Annotated in this window: 14 protein-coding genes; 10 read left to right on the forward strand and 4 right to left on the reverse strand. The window is 46.0% G+C overall.

From position 1 onward, the window contains the following. Positions 1-116: 116 nt before the first annotated feature. Positions 117-581 carry an EVE domain-containing protein gene (locus BZA03_RS03955; RefSeq protein ID WP_110288085.1) on the forward strand — a complete coding sequence of 155 codons (465 nt, stop codon included), beginning with the start codon at positions 117-119 and terminating at the stop codon, positions 579-581. 138 nt (positions 582-719) lie between these two features. Here the strand turns inward: BZA03_RS03955 and BZA03_RS03960 are convergent, their stop codons facing one another. Next, positions 720-1,130 (reverse strand): hypothetical protein, encoded by a 411-nt coding sequence (locus BZA03_RS03960; protein ID WP_014976366.1) that lies wholly within the window; start codon positions 1,128-1,130, stop codon positions 720-722. 167 nt (positions 1,131-1,297) lie between these two features. Here BZA03_RS03960 and BZA03_RS03965 point away from each other — a divergent pair, with 167 nt between their 5' ends. The 8 genes from BZA03_RS03965 (at position 1,298) to BZA03_RS04000 (ending at position 12,343) form a co-directional block, all read left to right on the forward strand. Next, complete coding sequence (locus BZA03_RS03965) at positions 1,298-3,637, forward strand: TonB-dependent siderophore receptor (RefSeq protein WP_110288025.1); 2,340 nt, start codon at positions 1,298-1,300, stop codon at positions 3,635-3,637. Between the two features lie 15 nt (positions 3,638-3,652). After that, complete coding sequence (locus BZA03_RS03970) at positions 3,653-5,806, forward strand: FAD-dependent oxidoreductase (RefSeq protein ID WP_110288026.1); 2,154 nt, start codon at positions 3,653-3,655, stop codon at positions 5,804-5,806. Positions 5,807-5,811: 5 nt separating this feature from the next. Beyond that, positions 5,812-6,801 carry a DUF547 domain-containing protein gene (locus tag BZA03_RS03975; protein WP_110288027.1) on the forward strand — a complete coding sequence of 330 codons (990 nt, stop codon included), beginning with the start codon at positions 5,812-5,814 and terminating at the stop codon, positions 6,799-6,801. Continuing rightward, positions 6,788-8,176 carry an ABC transporter substrate-binding protein gene (locus tag BZA03_RS03980; protein WP_110288028.1) on the forward strand — a complete coding sequence of 463 codons (1,389 nt, stop codon included), beginning with the start codon at positions 6,788-6,790 and terminating at the stop codon, positions 8,174-8,176. Before BZA03_RS03975 ends, BZA03_RS03980 begins: the two co-directional genes overlap by 14 nt. Then, positions 8,176-9,975, forward strand: coding sequence for an ABC transporter permease (locus tag BZA03_RS03985; protein WP_110288029.1), 1,800 nt, complete (start codon positions 8,176-8,178; stop codon positions 9,973-9,975). The genes BZA03_RS03980 and BZA03_RS03985 overlap by 1 nt, the downstream gene beginning before the upstream one ends. A 54-nt stretch (positions 9,976-10,029) precedes the next feature. Beyond that, a complete protein-coding gene (locus tag BZA03_RS03990; protein ID WP_110288030.1) occupies positions 10,030-10,659 on the forward strand; it encodes an ATP-binding cassette domain-containing protein in 630 nt (209 codons plus the stop codon). A gap of 76 nt (positions 10,660-10,735) precedes the next feature. Then, positions 10,736-11,401, forward strand: coding sequence for a CDP-alcohol phosphatidyltransferase family protein (locus BZA03_RS03995; protein ID WP_069944188.1), 666 nt, complete (start codon positions 10,736-10,738; stop codon positions 11,399-11,401). A gap of 72 nt (positions 11,402-11,473) precedes the next feature. Next, positions 11,474-12,343: a sterol desaturase family protein gene (locus BZA03_RS04000; protein ID WP_110288031.1), complete on the forward strand. Its 870-nt coding sequence runs from the start codon at positions 11,474-11,476 to the stop codon at positions 12,341-12,343. A gap of 26 nt (positions 12,344-12,369) precedes the next feature. Here the strand turns inward: BZA03_RS04000 and BZA03_RS04005 are convergent, their stop codons facing one another. The 3 genes from BZA03_RS04005 to BZA03_RS04015 all read right to left on the reverse strand — a co-directional run bounded on the left by BZA03_RS04005 (position 12,370) and on the right by BZA03_RS04015 (position 15,098). Then, positions 12,370-13,128, reverse strand: a complete 759-nt coding sequence (locus BZA03_RS04005; protein ID WP_110288032.1) for a DNA/RNA non-specific endonuclease — start codon at positions 13,126-13,128, stop codon at positions 12,370-12,372. A gap of 331 nt (positions 13,129-13,459) precedes the next feature. Then, on the reverse strand, positions 13,460-14,515 hold the full coding sequence (locus tag BZA03_RS04010; RefSeq protein ID WP_039229547.1) for an alcohol dehydrogenase family protein: 1,056 nt from the start codon (positions 14,513-14,515) through the stop codon (positions 13,460-13,462). 64 nt (positions 14,516-14,579) lie between these two features. Then, positions 14,580-15,098, reverse strand: a complete 519-nt coding sequence (locus BZA03_RS04015; RefSeq protein ID WP_110288033.1) for a TetR/AcrR family transcriptional regulator — start codon at positions 15,096-15,098, stop codon at positions 14,580-14,582. 277 nt (positions 15,099-15,375) lie between these two features. Here BZA03_RS04015 and BZA03_RS04020 point away from each other — a divergent pair, with 277 nt between their 5' ends. Further along, positions 15,376-16,122 carry a hypothetical protein gene (locus BZA03_RS04020; RefSeq protein ID WP_110288034.1) on the forward strand — a complete coding sequence of 249 codons (747 nt, stop codon included), beginning with the start codon at positions 15,376-15,378 and terminating at the stop codon, positions 16,120-16,122. Positions 16,123-16,133 lie beyond the last annotated feature (11 nt).

The raw sequence follows: 16,133 nt of genomic DNA on the forward strand, positions 1-16,133 counted from the left end.
TAAATCAACAAGCTGTAAAGCTAGCCATGAGCGCAGGTTTTTATAAGCGCTTCAAATGCCCGGATTTAGCGAATGACAGGCTTGTCTATTTACAACGAAGAGAATTAACAACGACTATGGCGTATTGGCTATTTAAAACAGAACCTGATGCATTTTCAATCGATGACTTGGCAAATCGCCCAGAACAAACGGAACCGTGGGACGGCGTAAGAAATTACCAGGCGCGTAACTTTTTACGAGACGGCGTTAAACAGGGTGACAAAGTATTTATCTATCACTCAAGTTGCAAGCTGGTGGGCATTGCAGGTGTTGCTGAAGTGGCAAGAGACGGCTACCCGGACACCACGCAGTTTAACCCTGAATCAAAATATTACGACCCTAAATCAAGTCAGGATAACCCCCGCTGGTATCGCGTTGACGTGAAATTTGTAGAGAAATTTTCAAGCGTTCTGCCGCTTTCAGTGATTAAAACGATGGACGGTATTACTGAACTGCCATTGGTCAAAAAAGGTGGAAGACTGTCAATCATGCCTGTAGAAGAGGCTGAATGGCAGCAACTGTATGCTGCTGCCAAACAGTAAGTTAAATGCTATAAAGCGTAGCCGTCATATCTTGTTAGCTTACTAAAGCTAAATATAAGGGCTATCGCTATGCGCTAACTTTCTAGCGTGCGGTGTATCTAGCGGTATTATCTAGCGTGATTAGCTAACGAATAGCTGCTACTTGCCAAAGGCAAATTTAGTATCGGCATCGCGCAATAGGAAAAGTGCAAAGCACGCGCCCCACATTGGCCATGCAGCAAAAAACAGCAGGTGATTAAAGGCATCTAGATACTGCGGGAATGAAGACAGAGTAGACCCACCGTGAAGAATAAAAATAAGACCGTAGGTGTATTTTTTCGCAAGTCCCGCTAAGAACGCCAAAACCAGCGCAAGCTGCAGTGCGCCCATAACGTAAACGGCCATTTCAGGCACGCCGCCGATACCATAGAACTTTTCAAAAATGGCCATGCCGTGGGCTGGGTTAACAAACTTATCGAGTGTCCATACGAACATAACGATAAATATTGTTACGCGAAGAGAAAGTAGCGACCATTGTAGTCGGTTTTGAATATCGGTGTTGTTTTGCATACATGCTCCAAAAGTATAATAGTGCAAGCATACTAGAACGACCGTTCAAAATAAAAATTTCAATTAATTTTGTGTTTTTTAATATTTTTTTGAAAATTAAATGTACTGAAATTTTTTGTGACGCGTATCGGTCTTGTCGAACAAGAATTAAAAATACGGATCTGTTAATGAAAAAAGTAATCGGCCTAGCCGTTAGCACACTCGCACTTGCCGTCAGTCAATCGCTCTATGCCCAACAAGTGGCAGACATTGAAGTAGTTGAGGTAACCGGAAACCAGCAGAGTTTAGATACGCTAAATCCTAGCGATAACACACTTAAAGGCATTTTCGGTAGCGGTTTAAGTGCAGCTGAGACACCTAGAGCGGTGACGTCACTGTCGGCACAAGCGATAGAGGCACTTAACATTAACGATTTACACGACATCGTAAAAGCGGCGCCTAACGCGTACGCCTCTAGCGGTTTTGGCACGCCAAGCCTGCCCAGTATACGCGGCCAATTAGGTGAGCTTTTTCAAGATGGTATAAGACGTCAAGCGGGCAACAATGGCTTTGGTTTGCCTTTGTCGTTCAATAGCGTTGAGCAAATTGACGTGGTGAAAGGGCCGTCGCCAGTGTTGTTTGGTAGTACGCAGCGCAATGGTGGCTTTGTAAACCTTCAAACTAAGGTTGCGCCTACGACAGAAAGCAAGGGGAAAGTCACCCTTCGCGCCGGGCGCTGGGATCAGTATTCAGCGCAAGTGGATTACGGCACAGCTATAGAAGAAGGTAAAAGTGGTATTCGCTTTAGTGCAGAGTACTTAGACCATGGCAGTTTCTACGATTTTGCCGAGCGCGATAGCACGAACCTGTTTGTAGCCTATCGCTATACGCCAAGCGATGTACTGACGTGGGATATCAGCGCGGAGTATTATGACACAGACTATCCAGACAACGCAGGTATCAACCGCCCAACGCAAGACCTTATCGATAACGGTATTTATATTACTGGGCAAGGCACTCAGCCGAATGGCAGTACAGTACCGGGGGCAGGTGCTATCATTTCTCCTACCGGAGAAGTGGTTATTCCTCGCAACCGCGTATTCACAAATCCTGACGACATTAACGGTGCTGAAACTACGGTTATTCGAAGCAGTGTCGAATACAAAATGACTGATAACGTGGCGCTTCGCAACATTACTTATTATCAATATCTTGAACGTGAAGAAATAGCGCAAAATAGCTTTGTTGAGATCATTGACGGGGCTGACACGTTCGAAAACCGTACTGAGCTAGATTATAAGTGGAACGACAGCCAAACCACGACTGTAGGGTTAGCGCTACGCTACAACGACGTGTTGGGCTATAGCCAGTTTACCACTGAGGCCGATAATCCGATTGATTTAACCGGGTCTATCTCAAACCGCGTTATTCCGCTTACCGATGCCCAAAAAGCCCGATTAGTTGAGCTGCGTCCTGGCGTATATGTTTCACCGGGGGCGCAATACGACGTAGACGGTGATGGTAACGGCGATTTTAACTTGTCAGACACCACCGACTCTACCGCATGGCAAACAGGCCTGGCGCTTCAGCAGCGCTCGACGTGGACCGACAAATTTTCAACGATTGCTGGCTTACGTGTTGATTACTATGACGTAGACGCGCGTGACCCACTAGCGCCGATTGGTGTTGAAGCAGCTTCAGATTCGTACAGCGATACATTAACCAGCTACCAGTTAAGTGCAGTATACAAATTAACGGGTGATGTAAATGTTTACGCGGCGTTTTCAGAAAACGACGCAACATCGAACAGCATGGCGGGTGGAACGGTGTTAGGCGGTAATAACGAGATTAACCCGCTTAACTTTGCTACTGAAAATACGCTGTACGAAGTGGGTGTAAAATATGCGCCAAACAGCAGCTGGTATGCAGAGGCCGCTGTGTTTGACCAAACCCGAAGCCTACGTAACCGTGATGGCAGTAACAGTGGTGTGAAAACACAAGGTTTCGAACTACAAATGTTCTATCAAGCAGACGATGTTTGGATCAATGCCGCCTATAGCTACTTAGACGCGCGTTTTGATGATTCAGCGGCGTTTCAAGGTACGGCGCAGGTTATTGATGCGTTTGATAATAGTCGCCCTGATATTATTGAAGGTACAGGAGTAGGCTCACCTTCTTTTGCCGCGTTCCCTGCATCAGACAGTCGAGTTCAGGGGATCCCGCCACAAATTGCTTCTATTAACGCTGGCTGGCAAATTACGGATGACTTGCAAGTGGGTGCAAGTGCACTCTATACCAAGTCATTCCCACTAGAATTTCTGCAAACGGTGCATATTCGCGACCAATATACGGTTGATGTAAATGCAGACTATCAAGTAACAGATGACCTTCGATTGCGTTTAGATATCATTAACGTGACCGATGAAGAAAACTGGCAGCCGCTGTTTGAAGGTGGGTATTTCGGTGCGACACTTGTCATGCCAAACGTACCTCGTCACGCTCAAGTTACCATGCAATACGCGTTTTAAGCGCTAAGGATATTTATGTTTAAGAAAATAGCGCTTTTAGGGGTTATTGTTGCCGCCATATTTAGCTTTTTTTATTTTGATTTAAATAGCTATCTAACCCTTCAAGGTATGAAGGATTCACTCGATACGTTTCAATCGCAGATTGCTCAAAACCCGGTATTAAGTATAGGTGTGTTCTTTGCCATTTATGTTGCCGTAACTGCACTTTCTTTGCCGGGAGCAGCTATTTTGACCCTGGCAGCAGGGGCTTTGTTTGGCCTGGTTCAAGGCTTAGTTATTGTATCGTTTGCCTCTAGCGTAGGGGCAACGCTGGCGTTCTTAGTTTCTCGCTTTATTTTGCGCGACACCGTGCGAAACAAGTTTAAAGAAAAGCTTAAAAAGATTGATGAGGGCGTGGAAAAGCAAGGTGCATTTTACTTATTTACCCTGCGCTTAGTGCCAGTATTCCCGTTTTTCCTTATCAACCTGTTGATGGGGCTAACGTCGCTTAAAACCTGGACATTCTACTGGGTAAGCCAAGTGGGCATGCTTGCGGGCACCGCGGTATATGTAAATGCGGGTACTCAACTTGCCCAAATAGACAGTTTGTCTGGCATTGTCTCACCTGGGCTTATCTTTTCATTTGTACTTTTAGGCATATTCCCTTGGATAGCTAAAGCTATCGTAGCAGTGGTCAATCGCCGTCGCGTGTACAAAGGCTACAGCAAGCCAAAGAAGTTTGATCGCAACTTAGTGGTTATTGGAGCGGGTGCAGGTGGTTTGGTTACCAGCTATATTGCTGCTGCGGTGAAAGCAAAAGTCACGCTGGTAGAAGCTGGCGAAATGGGCGGCGACTGTCTTAACTACGGCTGCGTACCGAGCAAAGCCATTATAAAAACGGCAAAAGTGGCCAATCAAATGCGCCATGCCGATAGCTATGGTTTAGAGCCGGTAACACCCGCTATGTCGTTTAAAAGGGTGATGGCACGTGTGCACGAAGTGATTGCGGCAATCGCGCCTAATGACAGTGTAGAGCGTTACACTAGCTTGGGTGTTGATGTTGTAAAAGGCTATGCGAAAATTATCGACCCTTGGACAGTTGAAATAAAAAAGAACGATGGCGGTACCCAAACACTAACCACAAAAAATATTGTGGTTGCTACAGGTGCAGCACCATTTATTCCCGAATTACCAGGCATTGAGCAAAGCGGCTATGTCACCTCTGATACCTTGTGGACCAAGTTTGCTGAACTTGAAGACGCGCCAAAACGTTTAATCGTATTAGGTGGCGGACCTATTGGTTGTGAGCTCGCCCAAGCCTTTTCACGCCTTGGCAGTGACGTAACGCAAGTTGAGCGTGCCCCGCGTTTAATGGGCCGAGAAGATGCGGATGTGGCGGAGTATGCTGAGTCTGTGCTTAGAGAGAGCGGCGTAAACGTATTGACGTCCCATGATGCGCTTCGCTTTGAACAACAAAACGGTGAAAAAGTACTTGTTGTAGCGAAAGAGGGTGTTGAATCTACTATAGCCTACGACGAAGTCATTGTGGCTGTGGGACGAAAAGCCCGTTTACATGGTTTTGGTCTGGAAGACTTAGGTATTCAATTTGATAGAACAATTGAAACAGACGAATACTTGCAAACCCTGATGCCTAATATCTTTGCCGCTGGCGATGTAGTAGGGCCTTATCAATTTACCCACGTGGCCGCCCACCAGGCATGGTACGCTGCAGTCAACGCACTTTTCGGCACGTTTAAAAAATTCAAAGTTGATTATCGCGTTATCCCATGGACAACCTTCATCGATCCGGAAGTAGCGCGCGTGGGCATTAACGAGCGTGACGCTGCCGAGCAAGACATGGACGTTGAAGTAACGCGATACGAGTTTGCAGAGTTAGATCGTGCTGTTGCGGAAAGTGCTAGAAAAGGGTTTATTAAAGTACTCACGCCACCGGGTAAAGACAAGATACTGGGCGTTACTATCGTCTCGGAACACGCAGGAGACTTACTGGCTGAGTTTGTTATTGCGATGAAGCACGATCTAGGGTTAAACAAGATCCTTGGCACTATCCACGCTTACCCAACATGGGCTGAAGGCGCAAAGTATGCAGCAGGGAATTGGAAGCGCGCAAACGCACCTGAAAAATTGCTCAGATATGTAGAGAAATTCCACACGTGGCGCAGAGGGTAGTTAATGTGAAAAAAGCATTAGCGGTGACAAAAGGCTTAGCGGTGAAAAACGCATTGGTGATGGCGAGAGAACAAGTAATGACAAGAGTAATCGCGATGTCCAGACGAATCACTATTAGAAAATTTGGTCGATTGGCAGTAAGCAGCATCATGCTGCTTGCTGCAAGCGTAAGCTTTTCTGCTCTCTCTGATGAAGCGGTGCCAAAGCAATTGAACAGGCTACACGAACCGTTTAGTGCGTTGCTAAGCGAGCATGTGAAAACCATAGACAATGGTGCCAGCACGCAAGTTGATTACCATGGGTTTAAACAAGATAGGGAACGTTTAACTCAGTATTTAAATAGCTTAGCTAAGGTAGAAAAAAGTACCTTTGACGGCTGGAGCAAGGCCGACCAACTGGCATTTCTTATCAATGCATACAATGCTTATACCGTTGAGCTAATCCTCACCGAATTCCCAGACATAGACTCTATTCGCGATTTAGGCAGCTTTTTCTCGTCGCCATGGAAAAAGGAAATTGCGCCGCTACTTGGTAAAACCCGTACGCTGGATGAAATAGAGCACGAACTTATTCGCGGACAAAATAAAACCACGGAAGGATATAACGAACCTCGAATTCATTTCGCCGTAAACTGTGCCAGTATTGGTTGCCCTGCGCTGCGAGAAGAAGCGTATGTTGGCGCAAGGCTAGATAGCCAGCTTGACGCACAAACCAAGCGTTTTTTAGCCGATACGTCTCGCAACAGAATGGACGGTAACACCTTGAAGCTTTCAAAAATATTCGACTGGTACAGCGAAGATTTTGAAAAAAACACCAATCGGGAAAGTGAAAGTTGGCAAGGTATTAAAAACGTAAACACGGAAAATCTCAGCCAATTTTTGCTGTTATACAAAGATGCATTAAACCTATCGAGTCAGCAGGTTTCAGTGCTTGAGCAAGATAACGCAGAGCTAGAATTCTTAGATTACGACTGGGCACTCAATGCCACGCAATAGCGCTTCAGTTAGCACGAAAGCGGCTTGTTTACGCCGCTTTGGCAAGTTTAGTCGCCTCATTAAGGGGCTGGCACTGGCGTCAGCTGTTTTCAGTTCTCAGCTAATCACGGCTTCTCATTCATTTGCGGTACCGTTTGATATTCCCAGTGTTGATGTTTCTGGCAATGAAATACAGAGCCAGCATCAATCGCCAGTACGTGCGTCAACGGTGCTCAAGCGCACCTCAGCGCAATCGCCTAAAGACGACACACAAAGCAAACCTCTGGTACGTTTTCATGCATGGGGGGGAAGCGCTCAAGTAAATGGTTATTTGCAATGGGTCGCCGCGCAAGTTAGCCAGCGTTTTAACATTGAACTGCAGCACGTTAAGCTTGCTGATACCAGTGACGCCGTGTCACGCGTATTAGCAGAAAAAGCGGCCGGTAATCACGATAACGGCAGCGTAGATTTAATATGGATAAATGGCGAAAACTTTACGGCAATGAAAAAGCATGGCTTGCTCGCTAAAGACTGGGTTAAAGAACTTGATCATTTCGCGCTAACCCGCCCGGAAAAGAACTCTGCCATGGTAACTGACTTTGGTGAACCCACGCTTGGTATGGAAGCACCGTGGGGGAAAGCGTCCATGGTGTTTTATTATCGCAGCGCGCACATGAAAGCGCTAGGCACTACGCCTGGGCAAACCATTAATGAACTGCTTCGGTTCTCTCAAAAAGCGCCAGGACGCTTCACCTATCCAGTGCCGAGCGATTATTTAGGCATTAGCTTTATAAAATACGCAGCAATTGCTCTTAACGGCGATAAGCAGTCTTTGTTTTACCAACCCGTTACTGAATCGTCTCTTCAGGCTGTATTGCCCGCGCTTTGGGCTTATTTGGACCAATTGCATCCCACTATGTGGCAGCAAGGGAAGTATATGCTTCGCCAAGCCTCACAACTTCAACGCTTGGTTGGCACAGGTGAGCTAACACTCGCGTTTTCATTTACCGCCGCTGAAATTCCATCAGCCGTAAATCGTTTTGATTTACCCGATGATGTTCGCACCTATGCCATGCAAGACGGTAGCCTTGCTAATGTCCATTTTGTGGGGCTGACCTACAATTCGAAAAACAAAACAGCAGCAAAGACAGTAGTAAATTTTTTGCTTTCGCCAGAAGCACAGGCCGAGAAGCAAAAGCTGGAAGTGTGGGGTGACGATACGGTTCTTGATATGGCATCGCTGACACAAGCACAAGCTATGCTGTTTAAAGACGAGGCTGTGCACAAATCTGCCCTCGACAAACCTCAGTCAGCGGTGCTGTTGGCCGAGCCCCATGCAAGCTGGACTGATAAATTGCGCGAAGCCTGGTATAAACGTTACGGGGCACGCTACTAATGTTTACTCACATTACACTTGTTGCACGCTGGTGCTTGCTGCTTTTACTTTGTATTCCCGTATTGGCAGGGCTGGTAGGGGTAATATTTCCTGCGTTAGGTTACTTCCCAGCTATCGGCGCAAACGCCTTTTCAACGCAAGTGTTTGCGACGCTATTCGGTCTTCCAGACATTTGGCAAATGATGTGGTTGTCGCTTTTTACGGGCATAGGCTCAACCCTTTTAGCCGTAATAGCAGCGTTTTGTATTCTCGCCACGTTTTACCAATCTTCCCTGCTAGGCAAAATCCAGGGTGTGTTAAGCCCGTTTCTGGTGTTTCCCCACGCGGCTGCGGCCATTTCCCTTTTATTTGTAGTTAGCCCTTCTGGTATCTTTGCAGCAGTCACCACGCGCTTGAATGCGTATTTTAGTCATGCTTTCACAACCCCCTTTGTTAATGAAATCAGCGAAATGGCATTGCCCGCTGCGAATGATGGAACGCTACTTTATGACAGTCTAGGACTAAGTATACTTATCGCGCTTAGCCTGAAAGAGCTGCCGTTTATTTTGTTAATGACGCTAAGCGTTATGTCTCAGCCGCTGGTGAAAAAGAAACTCACGGGGTATGTAAAGGTGGGGACAGCGTTAGGTTATTCGCCTACTGCGAGCTTTTTTAAACTGGTGCTGCCGACAATTTTTTCCCAGATAAAGTTACCGCTTTTAGCAGTACTAGTTTTCGCCACTTCAAATGTAGAAATTCCACTTATTCTAGGCCCAAATAACCCGAGCACTTTGGCTGTCGCCATTATGCACTGGTTTAATCATATTGATTTGTCCATGCGACTGCTTGCAAGTAGCGCTGCTGTGGTTCAGGTGGCAGTTTCAGCCGTGGCGGTACTGTTGTTTTTTGGTATAGAGCGATTAGTGACTTACACCGGTAAGCGCAGCCTTTCAGGTGGAAATCGATATTTTGCCGATGCAGTGTTACGCGCGTGTGGCTTTGTCATCATGGCGTTTTACATTATCTTGATTTGCACAGTGGTATACACGGTTGTTGTGTACTCCTTTGCTAAGCAATGGCATTTCCCGCTGCTATTGCCAGAGGGGCTAACACTGCTGCATTGGAATACGGCAACAAGTGCGCTGACAACACCGCTTATTAATACCTTATTACTTGGCGTGCTGGTGAGTACAACTTCATTGGTACTTGTTTTATTTACGCTGGAAAGCGAACAGTTAAAGCCAGCGCGTGCTGTTGCTGAGAATGCATTTTCTGTCTCTCTATTTTTGCCTCTATTGGTACCTGGCGTAGCTTTCCTATATGGTCTGGTCTGGTTCCAGCAGCTTGTTTTTCAAAACGCCGTATGGTTTCACACCTATGTAGCGCACATGGTTTATGTTTTGCCTTACGTGTTTTTATCGATGGCGGTGGCGTATAGGAAGTTCGACAACCGATACGCCATGGTGGCGCAGAGCTTGGGCAAAACGCCGTGGCAGGTGTTTTATCATGTTAAGCTGCCTTCGTTGTTCAGCGCCATTATGGTGGCATGGGCGTTGGGGCTGGCAATTAGTTTTAGCCAGTATTTACCTACCTTGCTGGCGTCTGGCGGGACGCTCCCTACTGTTACTACCGAGGCGGTAGCGTCGGTATCGGGGAGCAGTACGCGACTTACTGCGGTGTATGTCATTATTCAAGCGGTAATGCCGTTAATTGGCTTTATGATCGCTTGGTACATGCCTGCAGTTGCAACGAGAAGACGAAGTAGGCAAATGCTGGTATCAGATACTCACAGCAATCGTTCCGCAGACCCGGTGCAGTAAAAGCGCATGGCTAACACAAAAACAAGAACAAAAACTACAAGGGCGTAATTTATAGTGCTTAGTTTAGAAAACATCGTTATTTATCGCGATGACAAGCCGCTGCTTCAGTTAAGTGCTGAGGTAGCAAAGGGAGAAGTGCTGACCGTTATGGGACCTAGCGGCGCAGGTAAGTCTACTTTACTTCAAGCCATCGCCGGACAGCTTCAGGCCCCCTTTAGCGTTACTGGACAAATTAAAATTAACCACGTGGTGATAAACGAAATCGATGCGCACCTTCGCAAAGTGGGTATTATGTTTCAAGATGCGCTTTTATTTGAACACATGACCGTGGGCGAAAACATTGCGTTCGCTATGCCTGATAAGGCATATAAAAACAAGCAATTGAAACACGACGTCATAAACGCGTTATTAGTGGCCGTCGAACTTGACGGCATCGCTGACCGGACTGTGAATACGCTCTCTGGTGGTCAGCAGGCCAGAGTAAGCCTTATCAGAACGTTAGCTTCTGAGCCTGATGTGGTATTGCTTGACGAGCCGTTCAGCAAACTAGATGTAGCCCTTCGAAGTCAAATTCGCAGCTGGACGTTTTCGCAGCTAAAAGCACGTAATATTCCCGCAGTATTAGTGACACACGATAAAGATGATGCGCTAGCCGCAGGCGGCAACGTCATAGAAATTTTATAGCGGTATTACATAGGTGCTGTCGAAGGTAGTACTGAAATAGTAAAAAAATACTGCAGAGCGAGTAAAGAGACATGTCATGTTAGATGCCAAAGTTACCCCTTTTATAAAGCCACTTTTAAAACCGTTGATAAAAGCGCTAGACAGCAAGGGCGTTACCCCAAATCAGGTTACGCTTGCTGGGTTTGTCATCGGTGTTCTTGCGCTTCCCTTTATTATTCTTAACTGGTGGAATATGGCGCTAGCCTGCATCATATTGAATCGTGTTTTTGATGGAATTGACGGTGAATTGGCGCGCTATCAGCAAAGTAGCAGTAGTGCGGGTGGTTTTTTAGATATTTGCTTAGATTTTCTATTCTACGCTTCTATTCCTTTGGCGTTTGGCATTGCTAACCCTCAAGAGTGGGGCATACCAGCAATGGTGCTGTTAGCTACCTTTATTGGCACTGGCAGCAGTTTTTTAGCCTTTGCCATTGCAGCAGAGAAGTTTCAAATAGATAGGCCCCAGTTTGCTAACAAAAGCTTTTATTATATGCAGGGGTTAACCGAAGGCACTGAAACCATTTTGGTGTTTTTGGCGTTCTGTATTTGGCCGCAGTATTTTGCAACGCTTGCCTATGTGTTCGCTGCAGCCTGTGCCGTAACAGTCATTACTCGCATAGTAGGGGGCTTTTCTACGCTTCATAGGGTAGAGCGCGACGCTGCTAAGTCAGAACGTACAGTGCCTTCTTCAGGTTATGAATGATGGTGAAAGTTCTCGTAGCAGTAAAAGTAATCTGAATTTTGAAAGTAATTAACGTGATAAAGGTAATTTGCTTTGGATAATACCGCGGTTATTCGCTTAAGTGTATTTCTTGGCGTTTTTGTGCTTATGGCAGTACTTGAAGCACTGTTGCCAGCGCGTGAAGCCGTGCTTAGTAGGAAAACACGCTGGTTGGGTAACTTGTCCATGGTGGTAATGGGGGCGCTGGTATCGCGTATTTTGCTTCCGGCCACACTCGTTGGTGTGTCTTTATGGGCGCAGCAGAAAGGCATAGGTGTTTTCAACGTTTTACTGGATGCCGTGCCGGCTGACGCTTCAAGCTCCAATCAACTGCTAAACAGTGGTGAGCCTCTCAATAATTCATCAACGTATCTTGTTCATATAGCCATCGTAACGTTAAGTGTTTTACTACTTGATATGCTTATCTATTGGCAGCACCGACTTTTTCATACCGTACCTATGTTGTGGCGCTTTCATAAAATGCATCATGCCGATAGTCATGTCGACACCACTACAGGTCTTCGCTTTCATCCAGTTGAAATTGCTATGAGTTTAGGTATTAAAGCCGCGGCGGTGGTGATGCTGGGCGTGCCTGCTATTGCTATTGTTATCTTTGAAGTGGCGCTAAATGGCTTTGCCCTTTTTAATCATGCCAATGTTAGGCTGCCACAAAAGTGGGATGATAGAATTGGGCTTGTGCTAATCACCCAGCGCTTACATCGCATTCACCATAGCCAGGCTAAAAGTGAGTCTAATTCGAACTACGGGTTTAGCGTATCGTGGTGGGATAGGCTGTTTAATAGTTTTACGCCTCGTGCTGCGTTTAGCGACGAAACATTGCCCATTGGTCAAAAAGACGTGCCAGCCACTAAGAAGAACGCAAGTATCATTGCCCTTTTACAGCAGCCATTTAAGAAGAAGTAGGCATCCCTGCCTTTTTAGATGGGTTATTAACAGCCGAGCGCAGCGGTTAAGCCTCCTAATCCCCCTTCAACAGCATTTTCTTTATAGCTTGGTAGTGACGGCATAATATTTAGACCTGTTCTGGATTCAACTTCATTAACCGTTACCTCAGTTGCGCAAAAGTTATCATTGCGAGCTGCATTTTGCTCTAGGATGAAAGCAGAGGCTTCCACCCAGCCGTTAACATCGGTAATGACGACTTTAAAATATCCACAAGGAATGCTGTGCGACTCATCTGCCTCTGGCAGAGTAGCGAAATACCACTCATATAACGGCCCAGAAACCACATAAACGTCTTGCCCAGTTCTCACTACATCACGCACCGCATTTTCTAGATCCACCCAAGGACCTTGGTTTAGGTCTGAATCTTGAGGTGTAATGTTTGATAAATAATTTAGCATTTGCCAATCGACTGTGTTGCTGAACGAAGCAAGAGGAACTTGATGGCCGCGGTCAGTGCCAATTATAGCCCATGCTCCGCTGTAATCATTCGGCTCTAAAGTATTCGCAGAGTTAATTGAAGGGTCAGCTTTCCAATTACGACTTCTTGATGGGCCGTCAATAGTGCTTGGGGTTACATGATAGGCCACCCAGTTGGCGAACTTTGTTTGTGCATTATTGTTTAGGGTGTAAATGGAGCGGGTAATGGTTTGTCCAGATTGACCAGTGGGGCAGTTATAAACACAGTTATCAGCAAACGCGTTAAATGCGCAAATTGTTAGTGTGAACGCGATGAGCTTTTTCATTATATTTCCTTTTGTTTTTAGACGCCTGCGTTTTACAGGCTGTACCAAAGTACAGGTCTAAAATGTCAGGAAATAGTACCTAATGTTACAAAGAGTACAAAAACAAATACCTATGTTTGAAAACGCGATTAGCAGTGGCTTTTCTTATAATGCCCTGGCTTGTTGAACAAGCCGACGAAGCACGTTATCGCGCAAGATATGCTGGCAGAAAATTATGCTCAGTTGTGTAAGAGTTAGTGTTAAGAGCTTCGCCAAGCATTTACTCGGCGAAGCTCATAGGAGCGCCCGTCGTCAAAGGACTTTGGTTTATGTTCTTTCGGGCATATCGACGTTATTTGGGCTGTAACGTCAATACCATCTTACCAATGTGTTTTTTCTGCTCAAATTCTTGCTGCGCTTGGTGTATTTCACTTAGTGGGAATGTGCTCGATACAAGTGGTTTGATATTGCCTGCTTCGATGTGTTTTACTAAGTTGGCAAATACATCATGTCCTAAAATAGTGCAGCCTAATAGGGTTAAATCTTTCAAATACAGAGTCCGTACATCCAAAGAAACGTCGTGACCAGCAATTGCGCCCGACGTAGCATAGCGGCCAAACGGTTTTAGGATCTCAAGTAGCTCAGGCCATCGTGGGCCCGCAACAAGGTCGATAACAACATCGAACGGCTCGCTTTCTGCCATGTGTTGCCAATCTTCATCACGCAAAACGGTCTTGTCGGCGCCTAATGCTTGTATGGCTGATTGCTTTTGTTCGCTGGTTACGGCAACAACATAGGCACCACGTGCTTTAGCGAGTTGTACGGCAGCAGAGCCTACGCCACCCGAGGCACCGGTTATAAATACTCGCTCACCTGTTTTTACGTTTGCTCTGTGCAGCATGTTTTCGGCTGTAGAGTAAGAGCAGGGGAACGAGGCTAGTTCCACATCTGTCATCGTTGAATCTATTGCATGGGCGTGGCGCGATGCGACTTTAGTAAACTGTGCGAAACCTCCATTGCATTCCGAGCCGAAGTACCAAGGGGTACTTAGCGGTTTACTGTCAACTTCTACCAAGCAAGGCTCAATGATGACGCGTTCACCAATACGTTCTTTGCTCACGTTATTACCCACAGCGGTAATATAGCCACATACGTCGGCGCCTTGAATTAGAGGTAGGTTTAACGCATTGCCGGCCCACCCAGCATCTTCTGCATTGTTGTCGCCTTTGGAATACCAACCTTTTCGCGTATTTAAGTCGGTGTTGTTTACCCCCGCAGCGCGTACTTCAATAAGTACATCGTTGTCGCTGAGTGTAGGCAAAGGTATGTTTTCGTTAAATGTAAGTGCGTCGAGATCGCCATGTTTGGTTAACTGCACGCCGTACATTTCATTTGGCAATGATTTCATATTGTCCTCCAGAATTTTTGCTTTAGACGAGAAAGGTAATGGTTGATGCAAGTGCTAAGAAGGGCTAATCAAGTAGCACTGTTAGCGCGCCTTTCGCTGCGGTTAATGCTTTATCACCAATCGTTGGCCATGCTGATGACATGCCCTCATGTAGCAGGAACACGCTGTTTGAAAGGGCTGGGTCTTCGAGCTTTTCACTCAGCCACGTTAGCACCGCGTGTTTGTGGTTGTTAACAGCGGTTTCAATTTGAAGATTATTGGGGTAACTCGCCAAAGCCTGCAATGACATGCAACCTCTGGGAGCGAATGTCGTTAGCCACACCGACAAGCGTTCAAATATGTGGTTAATTGCTTCGTTACGCGTCGAGGGACAGTTTTCTTCCAGAAACGCGATGTAGCGGCTGTGACGATAGTCGAGCGCGCCAATAATCATGTCTTCTTTTGAAGGGAAGTATTTGTACAAGGTTTTTAGTGTGGTGCCAGTGTAGTCCTTGAGTTTAGCCACATTAGGCTCTGCGAATCCGTAAAGGGCAAAAGCTTGCTCTAGTTTCGAAGCTAACTCAGATTGTTTGGGCGCGGTCATACCGGGTCTCCTCGAAAACGTTTGTTATTTTCGTCTACTTGGCACATCGCTTGTTAACCAATTAAACAGATTTTAAGTAGAATACTTATTCTACTCTAGGGTAGAATAAGTATTCTACTTAATCAACAGCCGCTATGAGTTCTTTGTTATATTTGGCTTTCCGTTACGCAATTTAGTCACATGTGGCTTTGTGATTAATAATAATCACATTTTGCTGTGTGATTGTTTTTGAATTTGAGGTAGTAGCGTGTCATAGTGGACCCCTGAACGGAAAAAAGTGTCTATTGAAAGTAGAAAAGACAACGCGGCGCATAGTGAAATGACAAGAAAGAGTGCTTTAACAAGCAATACAAAAAAGCGCGCTGGTGTGATTACCGGTGACGTCTCCAACTCTCAGTCTTATTCTGATGCTGAATTCAGAGAGATAATTGCTACGCTGAGAGAGCGTTTAACATACTACGCCGAGTACTACGGTGGAGACTTTGATATTTATCGAGGAGACGCATTCCAGCTAGTTGTTGCACAACCACAGCATAGCATTGCAGCCGCAGTTGGATTGCGGCTAGCACTTAAGGCGCACGCTTCAGGCGTAGACGTGCGAATGAGTGTTGCTGTGGGAGAAGCGCAATTTCGCCCTTCAGAAGTAAAAACTGGGACTGGAGACGCATTTGTGTTGTCAGGACGAGGGTTAGATAACATAAAGCCGCACCATCTTACTTTTTGTAGCGGTGAACAAACACTCGACGACAAAACGCAGCTCTTAACACGTTTTGCCGACGCGCATATCAATGGACTGACACAAACCCAGTCGCAAACCTTACTCGCGTATCTTGAAGCCACGGATAAGAGCCATGAAAGTGTAGCGGCCATACTAGATAAAAATCGCAGTAATGTAAGTCGAATCCTCAATGCCAGTAACTATAAACTGATAGCAGAATATCTCGACTATATGGAGAGAGCGCTCATGTTATGGGTTCAAGGTGGAACCTCATTAAAAACGGAACAATTGACCAAGGAAGACTAACGTGATGACGG

This window comes from Alteromonas sp. I10 (assembly GCF_003201515.1).
Taxonomy (GTDB): domain Bacteria; phylum Pseudomonadota; class Gammaproteobacteria; order Enterobacterales; family Alteromonadaceae; genus Alteromonas; species Alteromonas macleodii.

What these genes read in the sequence shown, in the direction of transcription:
- BZA03_RS04010 (WP_039229547.1), bottom strand. Translation starts at nt 14,515, where the DNA reads ATGAAATCATTGCCAAATGAAATGTACGGCGTGCAGTTAACCAAACAT.
- BZA03_RS03995 (WP_069944188.1), top strand. Translation starts at nt 10,736, where the DNA reads ATGTTAGATGCCAAAGTTACCCCTTTTATAAAGCCACTTTTAAAACCG.
- BZA03_RS03985 (WP_110288029.1), top strand. Translation starts at nt 8,176, where the DNA reads ATGTTTACTCACATTACACTTGTTGCACGCTGGTGCTTGCTGCTTTTA.
- BZA03_RS04005 (WP_110288032.1), bottom strand. Translation starts at nt 13,128, where the DNA reads ATGAAAAAGCTCATCGCGTTCACACTAACAATTTGCGCATTTAACGCG.
- BZA03_RS03980 (WP_110288028.1), top strand. Translation starts at nt 6,788, where the DNA reads ATGCCACGCAATAGCGCTTCAGTTAGCACGAAAGCGGCTTGTTTACGC.
- BZA03_RS03955 (WP_110288085.1), top strand. Translation starts at nt 117, where the DNA reads ATGGCGTATTGGCTATTTAAAACAGAACCTGATGCATTTTCAATCGAT.
- BZA03_RS03970 (WP_110288026.1), top strand. Translation starts at nt 3,653, where the DNA reads ATGTTTAAGAAAATAGCGCTTTTAGGGGTTATTGTTGCCGCCATATTT.
- BZA03_RS04015 (WP_110288033.1), bottom strand. Translation starts at nt 15,098, where the DNA reads ATGACCGCGCCCAAACAATCTGAGTTAGCTTCGAAACTAGAGCAAGCT.
- BZA03_RS03965 (WP_110288025.1), top strand. Translation starts at nt 1,298, where the DNA reads ATGAAAAAAGTAATCGGCCTAGCCGTTAGCACACTCGCACTTGCCGTC.
- BZA03_RS03960 (WP_014976366.1), bottom strand. Translation starts at nt 1,130, where the DNA reads ATGCAAAACAACACCGATATTCAAAACCGACTACAATGGTCGCTACTT.